Source organism: Proteus penneri, from assembly GCF_003144535.1.
Classification (GTDB): domain Bacteria; phylum Pseudomonadota; class Gammaproteobacteria; order Enterobacterales; family Enterobacteriaceae; genus Proteus; species Proteus penneri.
Genome location: NZ_PHFJ01000003.1, coordinates 79,640 through 98,136 on the forward strand (window position 1 = coordinate 79,640; position 18,497 = coordinate 98,136).

The 18,497-nt window shown below is 37.0% G+C and carries 19 protein-coding genes and 2 tRNA genes; 13 read left to right on the forward strand and 8 right to left on the reverse strand.

All coding sequences use genetic code 11. The annotated features are described in order from the left end of the window. The first annotated feature begins 46 nt into the window (after positions 1-46). A complete protein-coding gene (gene rnt, locus CUB63_RS05190; protein ID WP_006537038.1) occupies positions 47-685 on the forward strand; it encodes a ribonuclease T in 639 nt (212 codons plus the stop codon). A gap of 121 nt (positions 686-806) precedes the next feature. Here the strand turns inward: rnt and CUB63_RS05195 are convergent, their stop codons facing one another. Both CUB63_RS05195 and CUB63_RS05200 read right to left on the reverse strand, forming a co-directional pair. Continuing rightward, complete coding sequence (locus CUB63_RS05195) at positions 807-1,148, reverse strand: Grx4 family monothiol glutaredoxin (protein ID WP_006537039.1); 342 nt, start codon at positions 1,146-1,148, stop codon at positions 807-809. Positions 1,149-1,436: 288 nt separating this feature from the next. Further along, on the reverse strand, positions 1,437-1,970 hold the full coding sequence (locus CUB63_RS05200; RefSeq protein WP_006537040.1) for a dihydrofolate reductase family protein: 534 nt from the start codon (positions 1,968-1,970) through the stop codon (positions 1,437-1,439). Positions 1,971-2,069: 99 nt separating this feature from the next. Here CUB63_RS05200 and CUB63_RS05205 point away from each other — a divergent pair, with 99 nt between their 5' ends. The 3 genes from CUB63_RS05205 (at position 2,070) to sodB (ending at position 4,466) form a co-directional block, all read left to right on the forward strand. Continuing rightward, the gene (locus CUB63_RS05205; RefSeq protein ID WP_109847606.1) at positions 2,070-2,645 is read left to right on the forward strand and encodes a TetR/AcrR family transcriptional regulator; all 576 of its coding nucleotides are present in this window, start codon (positions 2,070-2,072) and stop codon (positions 2,643-2,645) included. A gap of 188 nt (positions 2,646-2,833) precedes the next feature. After that, entirely contained in the window at positions 2,834-3,649 is an 816-nt protein-coding gene (locus CUB63_RS05210) for a sulfite exporter TauE/SafE family protein (protein ID WP_006537043.1), read from the forward strand. Positions 3,650-3,887: 238 nt separating this feature from the next. Beyond that, complete coding sequence (sodB, locus tag CUB63_RS05215) at positions 3,888-4,466, forward strand: superoxide dismutase [Fe] (protein ID WP_109847607.1); 579 nt, start codon at positions 3,888-3,890, stop codon at positions 4,464-4,466. A gap of 135 nt (positions 4,467-4,601) precedes the next feature. Here sodB and cydH read toward each other — a convergent pair whose 3' ends face one another. After that, positions 4,602-4,685, reverse strand: a complete 84-nt coding sequence (cydH, locus tag CUB63_RS17955) for a cytochrome bd-I oxidase subunit CydH (protein WP_109400341.1) — start codon at positions 4,683-4,685, stop codon at positions 4,602-4,604. A gap of 267 nt (positions 4,686-4,952) precedes the next feature. Here cydH and purR point away from each other — a divergent pair, with 267 nt between their 5' ends. Continuing rightward, positions 4,953-5,978: an HTH-type transcriptional repressor PurR gene (gene purR, locus CUB63_RS05225; RefSeq protein WP_072062547.1), complete on the forward strand. Its 1,026-nt coding sequence runs from the start codon at positions 4,953-4,955 to the stop codon at positions 5,976-5,978. 26 nt (positions 5,979-6,004) lie between these two features. Here the strand turns inward: purR and punR are convergent, their stop codons facing one another. Next, on the reverse strand, positions 6,005-6,907 hold the full coding sequence (gene punR / locus CUB63_RS05230; RefSeq protein ID WP_006537046.1) for a DNA-binding transcriptional activator PunR: 903 nt from the start codon (positions 6,905-6,907) through the stop codon (positions 6,005-6,007). 118 nt (positions 6,908-7,025) lie between these two features. Between punR and punC the strand changes: the two genes are divergently transcribed. Both punC and cfa read left to right on the forward strand, forming a co-directional pair. Continuing rightward, positions 7,026-8,243 carry a purine nucleoside transporter PunC gene (gene punC, locus CUB63_RS05235; protein WP_109847608.1) on the forward strand — a complete coding sequence of 406 codons (1,218 nt, stop codon included), beginning with the start codon at positions 7,026-7,028 and terminating at the stop codon, positions 8,241-8,243. 303 nt (positions 8,244-8,546) lie between these two features. After that, entirely contained in the window at positions 8,547-9,701 is a 1,155-nt protein-coding gene (gene cfa, locus CUB63_RS05240; protein WP_006537049.1) for a cyclopropane fatty acyl phospholipid synthase, read from the forward strand. An 88-nt stretch (positions 9,702-9,789) separates the two neighbouring features. Here cfa and CUB63_RS05245 read toward each other — a convergent pair whose 3' ends face one another. Next, entirely contained in the window at positions 9,790-10,449 is a 660-nt protein-coding gene (locus CUB63_RS05245) for a riboflavin synthase (protein WP_006537050.1), read from the reverse strand. 311 nt (positions 10,450-10,760) lie between these two features. Between CUB63_RS05245 and CUB63_RS05250 the strand changes: the two genes are divergently transcribed. From CUB63_RS05250 to CUB63_RS05275, 6 genes are all read left to right on the forward strand, one after another. Further along, complete coding sequence (locus tag CUB63_RS05250; protein ID WP_006537051.1) at positions 10,761-12,134, forward strand: MATE family efflux transporter; 1,374 nt, start codon at positions 10,761-10,763, stop codon at positions 12,132-12,134. A gap of 150 nt (positions 12,135-12,284) precedes the next feature. Then, positions 12,285-12,361, forward strand: a tRNA-Val gene (locus CUB63_RS05255). A gap of 29 nt (positions 12,362-12,390) precedes the next feature. Next, positions 12,391-12,467, forward strand: a tRNA-Val gene (locus CUB63_RS05260). 451 nt (positions 12,468-12,918) lie between these two features. Then, positions 12,919-14,331 carry a pyruvate kinase PykF gene (gene pykF, locus CUB63_RS05265; protein ID WP_006537052.1) on the forward strand — a complete coding sequence of 471 codons (1,413 nt, stop codon included), beginning with the start codon at positions 12,919-12,921 and terminating at the stop codon, positions 14,329-14,331. A 163-nt stretch (positions 14,332-14,494) separates the two neighbouring features. After that, positions 14,495-15,553 carry a linear amide C-N hydrolase gene (locus CUB63_RS05270; protein ID WP_006537053.1) on the forward strand — a complete coding sequence of 353 codons (1,059 nt, stop codon included), beginning with the start codon at positions 14,495-14,497 and terminating at the stop codon, positions 15,551-15,553. Positions 15,554-15,818: 265 nt separating this feature from the next. After that, positions 15,819-16,058, forward strand: a complete 240-nt coding sequence (locus CUB63_RS05275) for an Lpp/OprI family alanine-zipper lipoprotein (protein ID WP_069369313.1) — start codon at positions 15,819-15,821, stop codon at positions 16,056-16,058. Between the two features lie 126 nt (positions 16,059-16,184). On the opposite strand, the gene CUB63_RS05280 is transcribed toward CUB63_RS05275, so the two are convergent. The 3 genes from CUB63_RS05280 to sufE form a co-directional block, all read right to left on the reverse strand. After that, positions 16,185-16,847 (reverse strand): hypothetical protein, encoded by a 663-nt coding sequence (locus CUB63_RS05280; protein WP_109847609.1) that lies wholly within the window; start codon positions 16,845-16,847, stop codon positions 16,185-16,187. A gap of 177 nt (positions 16,848-17,024) precedes the next feature. Beyond that, on the reverse strand, positions 17,025-17,942 hold the full coding sequence (locus CUB63_RS05285) for a L,D-transpeptidase family protein (protein WP_006537056.1): 918 nt from the start codon (positions 17,940-17,942) through the stop codon (positions 17,025-17,027). 116 nt (positions 17,943-18,058) lie between these two features. After that, on the reverse strand, positions 18,059-18,487 hold the full coding sequence (sufE, locus tag CUB63_RS05290; protein ID WP_109847610.1) for a cysteine desulfuration protein SufE: 429 nt from the start codon (positions 18,485-18,487) through the stop codon (positions 18,059-18,061). Positions 18,488-18,497: the final 10 nt, after the last annotated feature.

The following is an 18,497-nucleotide window of genomic DNA, read 5'->3' on the forward strand; positions in this document are numbered from 1 at the left end:
ATTATCAATTTCCGATATTTTATTTTTATCGGATAAGTACAACTTAATGCCTGATATAAATAATCCCAATAAGCTTTGTAACCGTTTTCGGGGTTACTACCCTGTAGTTATTGATGTTGAAACAGGTGGATTTAATGCGAAAACAGACGGTTTACTTGAAATCGCCGCTATTACATTAAAAATGGATGAACAAGGTTGGCTAAAACCTGATAACACATTACATTTTCATGTTGAACCTTTTGAAGGGGCTAACTTAGAACCTGCTGCCTTAGAATTTACAGGCATTGATCCAACAAATCCACTTCGTGGCGCAGTCAGTGAATATGAAGCTTTGCATGCTATTTTTAAAATGGTACGTAAAGGAATGAAGGATGCAGATTGTAATCGCGCCATTATTGTGGCTCATAATGCAAATTTTGATCACAGCTTTGTCATGGCTGCGGCTGAACGTGCTGGATTAAAACGTAATCCTTTTCACCCTTTTGCCACCTTTGATACTGCGGCTTTAAGTGGGTTGGTATTAGGACAGACAATTTTAGCTAAAGCCTGCATCACCGCTGGCATTCCTTTTGATAGCAAATTAGCGCATGGTGCATTATATGATACTAATCGCACATCATTACTTTTTTGTGAATTAGTTAACCGCTGGAAAAAACTGGGTGGATGGCCATTACCTACACCTTGAAGCCATAATTTCGCTGATACATGTATGAATAATAGAAAAAGCCAGTTTATTAATGAACTGGCTTTTTCTTGAAGAACTCATTATTTTTATGCGTTTCAATAGCGAAACGATAAAAATTTAATTACTGTGCTTCTTCTTCACCACGATATTTATCAGCAGTCTCTTTTAATAACTTCTGTAATTCACCGCGCTGATACATTTCTAAAATAATATCACATCCACCGACTAATTCACCATCTACCCATAATTGTGGGAAGGTTGGCCAATGCGCATATTTTGGTAATTCTGCACGAATATCTGGGTTTTGCAGGATATCAACATACGCAAAACGCTCACCACAAGCAGAGATAGCTTGAACTGCCTGAGCAGAAAAACCACAACTTGGTAATTTTGGTGAACCTTTCATGTATAAAATAATTGGGTTTTCGTTGATCTGGCGTTCAATTTTTTCAATAGTCGTCATTTATTAAGTCCTTACAGCCTTTTATATTCGATATGCTTTATAGGGGAAAACATGAAAGAAGAATACCACTTTATATTAGAAACCTCTATATAAGTTTAGTTATGCTTTAAAATCAATAAATTACAGATAAATTTCCATATAATCTACGAAAAAAACACGATAATACATGACAATGTAAGGACAAATAAAACAAGGTTAATGTCAATTTAGCCACTAGTCGCGTCGCAGATAAAGAGCACTTAGATAAGTGTATTAATGCCTAATATCACTTCCTAGAAGGAATAAATATTATTTATCACGTAAATAAGTAGTTTGAACTAGATTTTCTAGTAATATCTCATTTTTAATCACCTTGAAATTTAATGGCTGTTTTAGTTCGCCAAACAAAGGTGTTCCACCCCCAAGTAAGATCGGAAAGCGGGTGATAATCATTTGATCTATTAAGTCTTCATTTAGAAAGTTTTGCACTGTCACACCGCCATCAATATAAAGTTCATTAAACCCCTTGGCATTCAATTCAGTAATAATGTTTTGTAATTCACCTTTGACTAAAAATACTTTCCCGCTATAACCATTTGGAACAGTTGTCATAGTATTACTCAGCACGAATACGGGCTTTGTATAAGGCCAATCACAATTAAAACTGAGTATCGTGTCTAAAGTATTACGCCCCATAACTAACGCATCAATTTTCTCCATTAAAGCGATAAAACCAGTATCAATATTATTTGGATTTGGTATCGAATATAACCAATCGAGCTTACCTTGCCTGTCTGCAATATAACCATCTAAGCTCGTTGCAATAAATACAATATTTGCCATACATATCTCATCAAATTCTTTGTAATTGAATAAATTCAAACTATTACTTACAATAATTCTACACCGTAGAATTTATATTGAGCTTATTGGAGTTATTAGATGAATGTCAATGAAAAAAAACAAGGAAGACCCACAAGAGCACATTCACAGTTAAGCGCTGATGCTATTTTAAACAAAGTCAAGATTTTGATGGAAAACGACGGAAAAGTACCTAGTATTCGATCTTTAGCAACACAATTAAATGTAGATCCCATGGCAATCTACCACTACTTCAAAAATAAAGATTCACTATTAGAGACACTCGCTACGTCACTTACAGAGGAGATCTATATTCCTCAAGAGTATTCTGACTGGAAAGAGGAATTAAAAAATTTATGTGTCAGTTATGTAGAAATGTTATGTAAATACAAAGGATTAATGAATATTATACTGACTATGTCGTTGCAAGGCCCTGCTCAAATATTCGCCAAACGATTTAAAATTATCACCGCTCCTTTAGCTCTTCCTAAAAAAATTGAAGAAGATAGCCTAAATTTAATCGCTGATTATTTGCACGGTTTCTCTATTTCAATCAATTGTAACCATGATAAAAGTATTATTAAAAATGAAATGATGTATGGCCCATTAAAGCTAATTTGCCATTCATTAGGATCTTTGACATCCTCCCCGCCTTAAAGTGAAGGACAGGGGTTTTACGGCGCACCTGATAAAATAGATTAATACAGTAAATTTATTCCTTAAGCCATATAACTCTTCTGTTCTGTCGAATAACACTTCCATCAAAATGAGATATTATTTCTAATAGGGATCTGCCATTATCATGGTTTAGCCAACACACTTACTGAAACTTATGAGTATTTAGTATGGAAATGATTTTACTGTTTTTGATTGTGGGATGTATAACTGGATTTTTTGCCGGATTATTAGGGATTGGGGGCGGAGCCATTATCGTTCCTATTGTAATGTATGTTGTTAGCCAACAAGCTATCCCTGCTGACATGGTAATGAAAATCGCCCTTTCAACCTCTTTTTCTGTGATTATATTTTCTACCGCCTCTTCCGCTTATTCGCATAACAAACATAAAGCCATTTTATGGCAGCAATTTCCTCTATTATCTATCGGCACTATCATCGGTATGCTTGTTGGGACATTTCTAGTACAAAAACTCTCAAATACACTATTACAAATTATCTTTTGTATTTTTATGGCCTATACCATATATGGATTACTGACCAAGAAAAAAGAAGCCGAACGTGTTGAGAATGCACAAGACCCCGTTATTTCAAAACCAGCACTTACTACTGGTGGTAGTTTAGTAGGTTTTATTTCAAGTTTTATTGGTATAGCTGGGGGCACAATAACAATACCACTATTAAGCTACTGGGGATTTAATACCCGTAAATGTATCGCAACATCATCAATGCTTGGTGTAATTATCGCCACTATTGGGTCAATTATGGGGATCGTTTATGGTTGGCAACAAACTGAATTAGCTAACTATTATTTAGGTTTTATCTATCTGCCTGCTTTTATTGGCATCAGTATCACCAGTATACTTACAGCTCCTATCGGCGTAAAAGTCGCCTATCGACTCCCTATTGCCAGAGTACGCCAAATATTTGCCCTATTCCTATTAATCGTCATGATTAAAATGTTATATACACTGATATTAGGATAATGTTTTAACACTTTACGTATATCTTGGTGAGAGATACTCTTATCAAAATAACTAATCTATATGTTCTATACTAATAGATAAAAGATATTTAGCTGTTATTTCAATGAATTTTTGTTAAAATAATTAGCAAAATAGTAACAAATTAGTGATTCATTTGCCTCATTCTATCGATTCAAATGGTTTTGATGGAATGATTTCAGGCACAAAACCCGAAATAGATAGTTTAAAGGAGTACGCAATGTCTTTCGAATTACCAAAATTACCTTATGCGTTAGATGCTCTTGAGCCACATATCTCTAAAGAAACTTTAGAATATCACTACGGCAAACACCACCAAACCTATGTAACTAATTTAAATAACCTAGTTAAAGGTACTGATTTAGAAAGCAAATCTTTAGAAGAAATCATCAAGTCTACCGATGGTGGTATTTTCAATAACGCGGCACAAGTATGGAATCACACTTTCTACTGGAACTGCTTAGCACCAAATGCAGGTGGTGCACCAACAGGTAAAATTGCTGATGCTATCAACAAGGCATTTGGCTCTTTTGAAGAATTCAAAAAGCAATTTAATGATGTCGCAGCAAAAAACTTCGGTTCAGGTTGGACTTGGTTAGTTAAAAAAGCTGACGGTTCAGTTGCAATTGTTAACACCTCTAATGCGGCAACGCCAGTTTCAGGTGCAGATAAACCACTATTAACTGTAGACGTATGGGAACATGCTTACTATATCGACTACCGCAATGCACGTGTTAAATATTTAGAAGAGTTCTGGGCATTGGTTAACTGGTCATTTGTTGAAGCTAACCTTGCTTAATTTAGATTGATAATCAAAGGTGAATGATTGAGATTCATTTTTGATGACATAATAACAAAGGGCCTTGAGCCCTTTGTTATATTCAGTATTCGATAATCTATTACTTAAATTAATCGGGTACTTATTAAAACATGATTAGAAAAGCAGAGTAGAAAAAATAACAATCATAACCAGCGCTGCTACTGCTGTACTCAAACCAAATTTCAGATCCGTATCCATCTATTCTCCCTCAAAATGATTATAATACACATAATTAACCATAACCTTGTCATGGTTAATTATTATCACATATCAGAATTTGTTAAAATAGCGACTAGTGCACAATTTATAACATTGATTAATACTTTCACTTTTGAGCTAGATCATACAAAATTCACAGCTAATCGCTAAATTATTGCCAGTGTTTGCCCTATGTATGACTATACTGGCAGTTAAACCATAAAATTAGATAAAAGAGACCAATGAAGGTCAGGAGTTTTCCACACCATGGCAACAATAAAAGACGTGGCAAAACGCGCAGGCGTATCAACCACGACTGTTTCTCATGTGATCAACAAAACCCGTTTTGTTGCTGAGAACACACGAGCAGCAGTTTGGGCTGCTATAAAAGAATTAAATTATTCGCCAAGTGCCGTTGCGCGTAGTTTGAAAGTCAATCACACCAAATCTATTGGCCTGTTAGCCACGTCCAGTGAAGCTCCTTATTTCGCTGAAGTGATTGAAGCAGTTGAAAATAGTTGTTATAGCAAAGGCTATACTCTGGTTTTATGTAACTCACATAACAATCTTGATAAACAAAAAGCGTATTTAGCCATGCTGGCACAAAAACGTGTTGATGGGTTATTAGTCATGTGTTCTGAATATCCTGATCACCTTCTGACTCTTTTAGAAGGCTATCGTAATATTCCCATGGTTGTCATGGATTGGGGAAAAGCGCGTGGTGACTTTACTGATACCATTATCGATAACGCTTTCCATGGTGGCTATATCGCAGGTCGTTACCTTATTGAGCGTGGTCATCGCGATATCGGTATTATTCCTGGACCATTAGAGCGCAACACTGGTGGTGGTCGTCTACAGGGCTTTCTAAAAGCTATGGAAGAAGCCAAAATCACAGTAAAAGATGAGTGGATTGTACAAGGTGACTTTGAACCTGAATCCGGTTATAAAGCAATGTATCAAATGCTAAACCAAAAACAGCGCCCTACTGCAGTTTTTTGTGGTGGTGATGTCATGGCAATGGGCGCAATTTGCGCTGCGGATGAACTTGGTCTGCGTGTTCCTTTAGATATTTCGATTGTGGGTTACGACAATATTCGTAATGCACGTTATTTTACACCTGCGCTAACAACCGTTCATCAGCCAAAAGAGCGTTTAGGCCAAATGGCATTATCAATGTTGCTTGATCGCATCGTTAATAAACGCGAAGACGCCCAAACAATCGAAGTTCATCCGCGATTAGTTGAGCGCCGTTCAGTTGCCGACGGTCCTTTTATCGACTACCGCCGTTAATTCTTATTTATCCAGCTATCTGATTTCTAGCGAAGCCATTCCTCATTTAAGGTTTGGCTATCTCCAAGATAATCTAACAACCATGTCAAAGCAGGCGATTCACTTTTATCGACCCACGTCAGACAGCATGGGCTGTCTGGCAATGGCTGTGCCAGTTGCAAAGTAACTAACTTTCCTTGGACTATCAATGGCTCAGCACGATGCCAAGGCACCATTCCTACACATAATCCTGCCAACAAACATTCAAGCCCCATATCCCACGTTGGTACAACCATTCTACGTTGGTTATTTAACGCCCAAGTGTCACGCTTTGGTAAACTACGTGATGTATCCTCTAAACATAGGCTAGGATAAGGTCGCATTTCATCATCCGTTAGTGGATGTTCCGCTTTAGCTAATGGGTGATCAACATGACAAACACAGCGCCAAGGCATAAAACCCATATCCCTGAAACTATAACGTTCACCAATTGGTGACGCTCTTGTTGCACCAATGGCTAAATCAACACGACCATTAACTAAGGAGTCCCATACCCCATTAAACACTTCTGGGTAGACATACAACTCAATATCAGGAAAATGACGATAAAAATCGAGAATAAGTTGTTGTGTTCTTTCGGGTTTAACAATGCCATCAACTGCTATACTAAATTGACCACGCCACCCATTGGAAACCTGTTGACATAGATGTCGAGTGTCATTCATTTTTTTGATAACAGAACGAGCTTCTTTGATGAAAATTTTACCTGCATCGGTTAGTTCTACATCACGGTGACGGCGCTCAAACAGAGGAACAGCAAGCCATTCTTCTAATTGCCGAACAGTGTAACTAACGGCGGATGGCACTCTGTGCAATTCTTGTGCAGCTGAGCTAAAACTTCCTGTTCTTGCGACTGCATCAACAACTTCTAAAGAGTATTCTGACCACATAGAGTTTATTCCTTTGAAAATTTTTCACAGTATTAACCAAATATTCCCGTTTCACAAGTAAAATAAGCCTTAGTTACAATACATAAAATGTTCTACATCACATAGCATAGAAAATAAAATGAATACTAAAACGTCCACACAATCAAAAACACCTATGAGCTTCATGGTGTACCTAGCTGGTTTGAGTATGCTAGGTTACTTAGCAATTGATATGTACTTACCTGCATTCGGTATGATGCAGCGTGAACTCGCTATCAGCGAAGGCGCTATCAGTAATAGCTTAAGTATCTTTTTATTTGGTTTTGCTGTTGCTCAGTTACTTTGGGGGCCACTTTCTGACAAAGTAGGTCGAAAACCTATTCTTCTTATTGGGTTAAGCCTTTTCTCTTTAGGCTGCCTTGGCATGTTGTGGGTTGAAAGTGCAACAGGTTTACTTGCGATGCGCTTCTTACAAGCTTTTGGTGTCTGTTCTGCAGCTGTTATTTGGCAAGCTCTTGTCATCGACCGTTTCGATGAATCTCGCGCTCAGCGCGTTTTTGCTTTAATTATGCCACTGGTTGCGTTATCCCCAGCACTTGCGCCTTTGATCGGTGCATCATTATTAAACCATGGTGGCTGGCGTATGATTTTCATGCTGTTAATGGCGGTAACTTTAGTTTTGATGTTACCGACATTAATGCTAAAAAACATTAAACAAAAATCCGTCACAGATGCAAACCAATCTTCTGCCTCATTTATGACTTTATTAAAATCCCCGCTCTACACTGGTAACGTATTAGTTTACGCGTCTTGTAGTGCAGGTTTCTTTGCTTGGTTAGCTGGTTCACCAATCATTCTTGAAAAAATGGGCTACTCTCCGCAGGATATTGGTTTAAGTTATATTCCACAAACTATTGCCTTTATGGTCGGTGGCTATGGTTGTCGTATTTTACTATCAAAAATGACGGGTAAAACATTATTACCACTGCTATTAATTGGTTATGCTGTTAGTATGACTGCATTATACCTTGTTGCTAAATTTACTGAGCCAACATTAACCACGATCTTAATTCCGTTCTGTATTATGGCTGCAATGAATGGCGCTTCCTATCCAATCGCTGTATCTAATGCTTTATCGGCTTATCCTGAAATCAGTGGTAAAGCAGCCGCATTACAAAATGCGCTACAACTGGGTCTTTGTAGTTTAGCAAGTTTTATCGTGTCTGCATTTATCAGCCAGCATCCCCTAATTAACACTACTGCAATTATGGCGTTAACAGCGATCCCAATGGCAGTTGGTTACTTTATTCAGCGTAATAAGTCTGTTGCCAAACACACAGTTCAAGCAACTGAATAACTCCTCCTTTTATTTTAAGATAATTCTCAAAACGGCTATTTTATAAAAAATGGCCGTTTTATTTTATAGAGAAAAATAATTCACATATCTATACTTATCTAAACGCTTAACTGCGCTTTATCTATTTTCTTTCGGATTTTGAGGCATTAAACAAATTATTCGCTGATTATGTGAGATTAGTTGTTTTATTAATTCTATCCGTTCAATTCATATTGAACACAATACTATTTTAATACTATCTATCTACGCACATTCTTTCTTAGTTTATGTCTCTAAACCCGCTTAGTTTACGCCGGAGAATTTATGAGTACATCTTGTGTAGAAGAAGGCCGAAAGACCTCCAATGATCCTTATAAAAGGATTGCTATCGAACTATTAACTCATGCTGATATTCGAGTTAATGGTTCAGAACCTTATGATATTCAAGTTAATAATCAAAATTTTTATAAAAGAGTATTACAGCAAGGTTCACTTGGACTCGGTGAAAGCTATATGGATGGCTGGTGGGATTGTGAACGACTAGATATATTTTTTCATAAAATTTTACGTGCGGGCCTTGAAAACAAACTTCCTAAAAATCTACATGATATTTTCAGAATTGCGACAGCACGCCTTTTCAATTTACAAACACAAAAACGAGCTTGGATGGTAGGTAAAGAACATTACGATCTCGGTAATGATTTATTTATCGCTATGCTTGACCCTAATATGCAATATTCCTGTGGATACTGGAAACAGGCCGATAATCTAGCACAAGCCCAAGAACATAAATTAGATTTAATTTGCCGAAAATTAGATCTAAAACCAGGAATGACCTTACTAGATATTGGCTGTGGTTGGGGAGGACTTTCTGCTTATGCGGCAAAACATTTTGGTGTTTCTGTCACAGGGGTTACTATTTCTATTGAACAACAGAAATTGGCACAAGAACGATGCCAAGGACTTGATGTTAATATTATTTTAGAAGACTACCGCGATTTACATGAACAATTTGATCGTATCGTTTCAGTCGGTATGTTTGAACATGTAGGACCTAAAAACTATGAAACCTATTTTGATGTGGTTCGTCGTAACTTAAAGGAAGATGGTCTGTTTTTATTGCATACCATAGGTTCTAATCGCGATAAAGTAAATGTAGATAGTTGGATCAGTAAATATATATTTCCTAATGGTTGTTTACCCTCCATCCAAAAAATTGCAAGTGCGATAGACGGTAAATTCGTAATGGAAGATTGGCACAATTTCGGTGCTGATTACGATAAAACCTTAATGGCATGGTATCAACGATTTTTAGCCTGCTGGCCAGACATTGAGTCAAATTACACGCCTCGTTTTAAACGCATGTTTAGCTATTATCTAAATGCGTGTGCAGGTGCATTTAGAGCCAGAGATATTCAATTATGGCAAATTATGTTAAGCCCTAAAGGACAGATTGGTGGCTTACAAATTCCACGTTGATTTTTTCTTAAAAAAGCCAGTTTAATCAATAAACTGGCTTTTTAATTCCCTTTTAAGCGCAACACGTTAATAGTTAATTATGTGCTTCTTATTCCTTATTTTCATTTTGTTCGGTTGCTACTAACAAAGCTTTCTGCTGTGCCTGTTGTGCCATAACGCGCTCTACTGTATCTACAATCGCCTGAGTTTGAGGATCAAGTTCAATATTGACCTTATCACCAAGACGTTTACAACCTAATGTTGTTCTATCACGCGTTTCAGGAATTAAGTGTACACAAAAACGATTATTAACCACATCGCCAACAGTTAAACTGATCCCATCAATACCGATAAAACCTTTGTGTAAAATATACTTCATTAATGCTTTATCAAAGATACGGAACCAGATTTGTAAGTTATTCTCTGATGTAATAATTTTGGCAACTTCAGCTGTTGTCACAATATGACCAGACATCACATGCCCACCAATTTCATCACCATATTTAGCCGCTCTCTCAATATTTACTTCAGAGCCGACTTTTAATTCACCAAGGTTAGTTAAACGTAATGTCTCTTTCACTAAATCAAAGCTAATATGTGTGCCTTCAATTTTAGTAACCGTTAAACAGCAACCATTATTTGCAACAGAAGCACCTGTTTCTAAATTGCTGACTAACTCGTTGGGTAATTCAATGATATGGGTACGAAAATCGCCTTTATCTTCGATAGCAATAACCCGCCCTTTTCCCTGAACAATACCTGTAAACATCTTACATCTCCTTGGGTCGATAAACTGGTAAACTCAATTTAGGTTTTATGCTATTCAGGATAACATAGCTCGTATTAATCCAAAGGAACAATTACCGTATTTGTTCCTTATTAATTATTGCCGTTCAATATAGCGTAAAAACACCTAATAAATTATCAAAATTCTGTGTTTAAAAAGCCTAATTTCTTTCGTTGCTAATTAAACTTTTATCATTAGAATAAGCGGTCTTGAGGATCTCTTTACGTCATTTAACAACGCGACGTTTGTTCTCCCCCCTTTCTCGTTTTCTTATAATAAATAAAGGTGTATGCGTGCAGAAGTATATAAGAGAAGCGCGTAGCTTACTTGCTCTCGGTATCCCCGTTATCATCGCGCAATTTTCCCAAACAGCAATGGGAGTGGTTGATACTGTCATGGCGGGTGCTGTAAATGCTACAGAGATGTCGGCAGTAGCAGTAGGTACGTCTATTTGGTTACCAACGATTTTATTAGGCCAAGGCATATTAATGGCTTTAACACCAATCGTTGCACAATTAAATGGTTCAGGACAACGAAAACACATTGCTAATCGTACACAGCAAGGTTTTTGGCTCGCCACTTTCTTATCAATCATGGTAATTGCTATTCTTTATAACTGCCGTTTTATTATTGAAGCGCAACATGATATCGAACCCGAATTAGCGGAAAAGGCCATAGGATTTATACATGCCATTATGTGGGGAGCCCCTGGTTGCCTATATTATCAGGTACTGAGAAGCCAATGTGAGGGATTATCGAAAACAAAACCCGGCATGATCATTGGCTTTATTGGATTATTGATTAATATCCCTGTTAACTATGCCTTTATTTACGGTAAATTTGGTGCACCACAATTAGGGGGGATTGGTTGCGGTGTTGCAACGGCCGCTGTTTTCTGGGCGATGTTCTTAATGATGCGTTATTACGTGCGCCGAGCACCGACACAACGTGACGTTATGCCAAAGAAACGTTTAGTAAGCCCTGATTTCCACATGATAAAACGTATTACTATTTTAGGCTTACCCGTTGGCCTAGCCTTATTCTTTGAGGTAACACTATTTGCCGTTGTTGCATTATTAGTTTCACCTTTGGGCGTTACTGCAGTGGCAAGTCATCAAATTGCACTGAATTTTAGCTCGTTGATGTTTATGTTCCCTCTATCATTGGGAATCGCGGCGACAATCCGTGTTGGTCACAACTTAGGACAACGATCTACAGAACAAGCCCGTACTTCAGCGATTACAGCACTTGCAGTTGGGTTAATGATAGCAAGTTGTACCGCGATTTTCTCTATCATCTTTAGAGAAAAAATCGCGTTAATGTATAACGATAATATTGAAGTGGTAACATTAGCGTCTCATCTTATGTTATTCGCTGCACTTTATCAGTTATCAGATTCAGTACAAGTTATTGGCTCGGGTGTGTTACGTGGGTATAAAGACACGCGCTCTATCTTCTTTATTACCTTTATTGCCTATTGGGTCATTGGTCTGCCTTCAGGTTATATCTTAGGGCGTACTGATTATTTTGTTGAAGCAATGGGCCCTGCCGGCTTCTGGATTGGCTTTATTCTTGGTTTAACCGCATCTGCGATTATGATGGGTTCTCGTATTTGGTGGATCCAGCGTCAATCTGATGAAGTGGTGTTATTACGCTCAGAGCGTTAAACAAAAAAGGTTAATTTGGCAAGAGAATGACACAAATATCAACAAATAGCTTTAAATACGAGCAGTTGAATATAAATTTGTGTTTTTCCTCTTGCCAGAATCGGATCATCTCGTTAATATTCGTTCCCGTTGTTACCCAGAATAGATAATGCGTCCATAGCTCAGTTGGTTAGAGCACCACCTTGACATGGTGGGGGTCGGTGGTTCGAGTCCACTTGGACGCACCATTTATTTTTCAACAACATCTCAATACAGTGCGTCCATAGCTCAGTTGGTTAGAGCACCACCTTGACATGGTGGGGGTCGGTGGTTCGAGTCCACTTGGACGCACCATTTCTCTTTTTCCTAATTTTTACTCATCTTACCTACCCTACAAAATAATTAATTTTGCTTGCAATATTTTATTGCGCAACAAAACGTTTAAAAAACAAGCAGTCAACACCGTATTTTGATCACATCACTTAAATTTACCTTTTTTCGATTTTCTTCATAGAAATTAACCTCTATAATACAAAACATAATTTTGTTGAAAGGTTTCAGCGTATTGATTTACGGGCATCTTTAGAAAACAGAACAAATGAATCGTGATAGACTATAATGTAAGATGTCTACCAACCTTCGATACAAAATAGTGACAAGTTTTTTATGATGTTGCTGAATCATTAACATGTTGCGCAACTTATCCATTATAGATGAGTTATATATTCTGTTTCGCACAGTTGATTAAAAATAGCGACATTAATCCTTATTCATCCATTACAATACAACCATTAAATAGACTGCCATGAAAAAGACAAAAATTGTTTGCACCATCGGACCAAAAACCGAATCTGAAGAAAAACTAAATCAATTACTGGACGCGGGCATGAATGTTATGCGTCTAAATTTCTCTCACGGTGACTATGAAGAGCATGGCAACCGTATCAAGAACCTGCGTAACGTTTGCGCTAAAACAGGCAAAAAAGCTGCTATTTTATTAGATACTAAAGGCCCAGAAATCCGTACCATCAAATTAGAAGGTGGTAACGATGTCTCTTTAGTTGCTGGCCAAACTTTCACTTTTACCACAGACAAAACTGTCGTTGGCAATAAAGACCGCGTTGCTGTCACTTATGAAGGTTTCGCTAAAGATTTAACTGTTGGTAACACCGTTTTAGTTGATGATGGTCTTATCGGCATGAAGGTAACTGCTGTAACTGATACTGAAGTTGTTTGTGAAGTTTTAAACAACGGTGACCTAGGTGAAAACAAAGGTGTGAACTTACCTGGCGTTTCTATCGGTTTACCTGCATTAGCTGAAAAAGATAAACAAGATCTTATCTTTGGTTGCGAGCAAGGCGTTGATTTCGTTGCAGCATCATTTATTCGTAAACGTTCTGACGTAGAAGAAATGCGTGCTCACTTAAAAGCACACGGCGGCGAAAACATTATGATCATCTCAAAAATTGAGAACCAAGAAGGTTTAAATAATTTTGATGAGATCTTAGAAGCCTCTGACGGTATCATGGTTGCCCGCGGTGACTTAGGTGTTGAGATCCCAGTTGAAGAAGTTATCTTCGCACAAAAAATGATGATCGAAAAATGTAACGCTGCGCGTAAAGTGGTTATCACTGCAACGCAAATGTTAGATTCAATGATCAAAAACCCACGCCCTACTCGTGCTGAAGCAGGTGACGTTGCGAATGCTATCTTAGATGGTACTGATGCTGTTATGTTGTCAGGTGAAAGTGCGAAAGGTAAATACCCAGTAGAAGCAGTGACTATCATGGCAACTATCTGTGATCGTACAGACCGTATTATGCAATCTCGCCTTGATTACAAACAAACAACTGCAAAATTACGTGTAACTGAAGCAGTTTGTCGCGGTGCGGTAGAAATGGCTGAAAACTTAGATGCGCCTCTGATTGTTGTTGCAACTTTTGGTGGTAAATCAGCGCGTTCTATTCGTAAATATTTCCCAACTGCACCAATCTTAGCTTTAACAAATAACGAAGAAACTGCACGTCAGTTACTATTAGTTAAAGGTGTTACCACTCAATTAGTTAACGAAATCGCTTCTACTGATGACTTCTACCGTATTGGTAAAGAAGCAGCATTAGCAAGTGGTTTAGCTCATGCTGGTGAGCGTGTTGTTATGGTTACGGGTGCCCTAGTTGATAGCGGTACAACAAATACTTCATCTGTTCACGTTCTGTAATTTAATAGTACGTCAATAGCTCAAACGCTACGGTTATCGTGGCGTTTTTTCTTCTCTTCCTATATTTTCTTCTATTCTACTGATTTTTCCTCTCTTACTGTCCATATTTCTTCTATGCTTTTAATAAACTATTTTATTAATGTAAGTGAAATAAGGATGTAAAATGTCTGATGACACAATAAATGCCCATGCTTTTGCTTGTACTACCCTTGCTATTAAAGACAAGAAAAATCGCATTTATCATGGTAGAACAATGGAATTTTCAGTCGACAAACCAGCCTCAATATTTGCATATTATCCTAAAGCTCATACCTTCCAACAAAATGCCCCCGATGGTACCCCAGGATTAAAATATGCCGTTAAATACCCTTTTATCGCCATTACAGCACCAATTAATTTAGAAGGAACAAAAGACGTACTTGAAGGAGTCAATACAGAAGGGCTTTCTTTTAGCTTGAACATGCTCCCTGATTCAAAACTCGATGATCTTAGCCCTGAAAACTACGCAACCTCAGTACCTATCGCAGCAATTGGTGAATGGGCTTTAGCACAATATGCAACTGTTGAAGAATTAAAACAAAACATCCCTAAAACAGCATTTTGGTCACAAAAGTTACTTCTATTACACAATTTACCCAGTCCTTTCCATTATGCTTTTTATGATAAAACAGGAGATTGCATTGTTGTTGAAGTTTCAGAGGGGAAATTGCATATTTATGATAATCCGACTTACTGTATGACTAATGGCCCACTATTTCCATGGCATCTGACCAACTTAAATAATTATACTCATCTTTCTAATATTAATATTTCCACCAGCACACTCGGACATATTAAGGTAAGACAACCAGATAGTGGAATTGCGTTAGCAACATTGCCAAGCTCTGATACTTCTGTTGATAGATTTATTCGTGCTGTCTACTACACAACGTATTACCATCAAGTTTTTGATCAAGACACACAACTTGTTGAACTGGCGCATATTATGAATCGTTTTGATCGCCCTAAAAATTCTACAATCGATCCTTTACTAGGTCATAACACATTAAAAGCTCTTCATACAAGCGAGTTTTCGGTATGGACAACACTCACCGATTTAGAACGAGGGATACTCCTCTTTAGGGGATATAACGATCTCAACTTCCAAAAATTTACACTTGAGTCGTTTAAAAATGAGGTAGAACCTATTTTCATAAAAGTAAATCTAGGTAGTACTTTATAGCGATAAAGATAAGTGACAATAAAACAATGCAGATAAAATGTTTTTCTATCAGACTTTTATGAATAAAAATCTTTTGTGAAATAACACGCATTTTTTGTACTGAAGATTTGCGTTTTAGGTGTTATTTTTTCTATTGTTCAACTTATGGTTCAGTAGAATGCGGTAAATAAATCCAGCATTTTCTTATATATGTGCCATACTTATTAATGGTTTCATATAAATGCTACTTGTTCCTTTACACAAACTAATAATAGAGGTTGTAACTATGAAAGCGAAACTTGTACTAGGTGCGGTAATTCTGGCTTCAGGCTTATTAGCGGGTTGTTCTTCTAGTAATAATGCACAATTAGATCAAATCTCTTCTGACGTAAGCCGCCTGAACACGCAAGTTCAACAACTAAGTAGTGATGTACAATCTGCTCGCGCTGAAGCTAAATCAGCTTACGATGAAGCGGCTCGTGCAAATCAACGTTTAGATAACCAAGTCACCACTTATAAAAAGTAATTTGATTCACCGATAGGCTGAAAACTGCTTTAGGTTATCATTATCACAAAGCCCTAACAATGTTAGGGCTTTGGTTTGTATTTTATAACAGACCGTATTCTTCGAGATGTTTTTGACGTTGAGTATTTATTTAACTTTATATTTTATTTTTTCCTTCATTTTTTCTATCTGTAAATCTAATTCATTTTTATATTTTTCATTCATATTTTTAAGTAACGTCATAGCCTTACCGTTTTCAGTCGATTCGCTATTACTTTTAATAATCAAATTATTAATTAATCCAAGTATCTGAAATTTTAATGAACTATTATTAGTATAATTAATATCATCCTGAGTATATTTATCCGCCTGTTGATACAATTGATATAGTGTCGCCAGCATTATATTGACTGAATTATCAGAGTAACCCTCAGTGATTGAGAGATTCTTATCAGGTTGATTTAAAAGTTCACTTTGGATAAGATTGAATAAATTATTGACATCTTTAGTCAATGTTTTATGGGTTAACCTAGTACTAATACGCCCGCTACCACTATCATTCAATTTTGTTACGTTTAATCTTTCATCTTCATTATTTTTTGTTTGTGTTGAGATCAGATAAATAAACTCACCACATATTTTATTAATATTCTGTTGTCTTTTCGTTTCACTTCCAACAAAAAAAGTTTGTGTACTATTTTTTAGTGCAGTGATTACATTTGCTAATTGGCTATATTTTTTTTCAATACTAGAAATAATACGATCAAAAGTATCAGTCACATTAGAAGTAATATTTACATTATGTGGCATAATATCTATTACCTTATATCTATAAAGAAGCTATTTATACTAAAGACCATAGCCTTGATTTAATGTCAAAAATGCGCCTTTTATCTGATTAGTTTGTTTTAACCCTTCTCTTTACATAAAAAAACAGATGTCTAACAACCTGTTTTTTATATGTTTTTCTATAATCTTGAGAAAAATTTAATTGATAGTGACATCCACAGGTATACCCGAGCGACGAATAAGCTCTGCATCGACTTTATCTTTATTGACTTTGCCACTTTCATACCAAGCATTAAATTGCTTCGTAAATGTAAAAGGCATAGTTTGTGGATCGTCATCTTCATTGCGGGATAGTGGCTGATGAACTTCAATAAATTGTCTACCGTCTGCAGTTTCAGTAAATTTAATCGGTTTATTGATAACCTGAACACGGCTTCCTTTAGGTACGACATTAAATAGTGTCTCAATATCATTTGGACGTAAACGAATGCAGCCTGAGCTTACTCTTAAACCGATACCAAAATCAGCGTTAGTACCATGAATAAGGTATTCACCTCGACTATGTGCCAATCTTAACGCATAAGCCCCCATAGGGTTTTCAGGACCAGCAGGAACAACCGCAGGTAATGTTATCCCTTTTGCCGCATAGTTTTTTCGAATATTCGCCGTCGGTGTCCAAGTAGGATCTTTTATAAGTTGAGAAATAGAAGTTACCATTTCAGGTGTTTCTCGCCCTAATTGACCAATACCAATAGGGTAAACATCAACTGTACCACCTTCTTTGGGGTAATAATAAAGGCGCAATTCAGCAAGATTGATTACAATACCTTTTCGCACTGTGTCAGGCAAAATCATCTGTAATGGAATAGTTAATGTTTTACCTGCATCAGGTAAAAGAGGATCAATACCAGGATTTGCTTCCATCATATTGAGCAACCCCACTTGGTATTCGGACGCAATAGCTTCTAGTGAGCGTTTATCATCGGGAACTATATATGAAAAGTTTTCACCAATAATACGCTGGTCATCAGCAGGTAGTAGATATTCTGTCGCATAAGATAGGTGACTACTCATCCCTAATAGCGATGCACCCAAGAGAGTTAACCATTTTTTCATCGTTTATCCCGTGTGTTAGAAATAAAATAAACTGACTATTATGATGATAACATTATCATTGTTATGCTTTCATATAATAAGTCAGTTTAGAACATTAAAGCGGGATCAGGTAACATTTATGCTACAGCGTATTCTGAAAAACGCTTAACTAGTGTCGTAACCATTGCATGTAAACCCTGCGTACGAGAAGGTGTTAAGTGACTTTCTAGTGCTAATGATGAAAAATAATGTTTTACATCCGTCGCTAAAGCTTGCTCAACTGTTTTACCTTGAAATAAGATAATAACCAAGGCGACTAGTCCTTTAACAATGCCTGCATCACTATCACCAGAAAGGATAAGTTGTTTACTCTCATTAAGAGAAACAGCAATCCAAACTTGGCTTTGGCAACCTTCAATAAAGTTAGCTGAAATGCGTTGTTCATCTGTTAAAGGAGGGAGACGCTCACCTAGCTCCATCATATAAAGATAACGCTGCTCCCAATCTTGGCAACGAGAAAAATTGCGTAATAGTTTTGCTTCATCTGGCAAATTGGCAACTGCCATGAATAACCTC

Coding starts and splice junctions, on each gene's coding strand:
- punR (WP_006537046.1), bottom strand. CDS start 6,907: ATGTGGTCAGAATACTCTTTAGAAGTTGTTGATGCAGTCGCAAGAACA.
- cydH (WP_109400341.1), bottom strand. CDS start 4,685: ATGGATACGGATCTGAAATTTGGTTTGAGTACAGCAGTAGCAGCGCTG.
- purR (WP_072062547.1), top strand. CDS start 4,953: ATGGCAACAATAAAAGACGTGGCAAAACGCGCAGGCGTATCAACCACG.
- CUB63_RS05200 (WP_006537040.1), bottom strand. CDS start 1,970: ATGGCAAATATTGTATTTATTGCAACGAGCTTAGATGGTTATATTGCA.
- CUB63_RS05285 (WP_006537056.1), bottom strand. CDS start 17,942: ATGAAAAAATGGTTAACTCTCTTGGGTGCATCGCTATTAGGGATGAGT.
- pykF (WP_006537052.1), top strand. CDS start 12,919: ATGAAAAAGACAAAAATTGTTTGCACCATCGGACCAAAAACCGAATCT.
- CUB63_RS05205 (WP_109847606.1), top strand. CDS start 2,070: ATGAATGTCAATGAAAAAAAACAAGGAAGACCCACAAGAGCACATTCA.
- sufE (WP_109847610.1), bottom strand. CDS start 18,487: ATGGCAGTTGCCAATTTGCCAGATGAAGCAAAACTATTACGCAATTTT.
- cfa (WP_006537049.1), top strand. CDS start 8,547: ATGAGTACATCTTGTGTAGAAGAAGGCCGAAAGACCTCCAATGATCCT.
- rnt (WP_006537038.1), top strand. CDS start 47: ATGCCTGATATAAATAATCCCAATAAGCTTTGTAACCGTTTTCGGGGT.
- CUB63_RS05210 (WP_006537043.1), top strand. CDS start 2,834: ATGGAAATGATTTTACTGTTTTTGATTGTGGGATGTATAACTGGATTT.
- sodB (WP_109847607.1), top strand. CDS start 3,888: ATGTCTTTCGAATTACCAAAATTACCTTATGCGTTAGATGCTCTTGAG.
- punC (WP_109847608.1), top strand. CDS start 7,026: ATGAATACTAAAACGTCCACACAATCAAAAACACCTATGAGCTTCATG.
- CUB63_RS05195 (WP_006537039.1), bottom strand. CDS start 1,148: ATGACGACTATTGAAAAAATTGAACGCCAGATCAACGAAAACCCAATT.
- CUB63_RS05270 (WP_006537053.1), top strand. CDS start 14,495: ATGTCTGATGACACAATAAATGCCCATGCTTTTGCTTGTACTACCCTT.
- CUB63_RS05245 (WP_006537050.1), bottom strand. CDS start 10,449: ATGTTTACAGGTATTGTTCAGGGAAAAGGGCGGGTTATTGCTATCGAA.
- CUB63_RS05280 (WP_109847609.1), bottom strand. CDS start 16,847: ATGCCACATAATGTAAATATTACTTCTAATGTGACTGATACTTTTGAT.
- CUB63_RS05275 (WP_069369313.1), top strand. CDS start 15,819: ATGAAAGCGAAACTTGTACTAGGTGCGGTAATTCTGGCTTCAGGCTTA.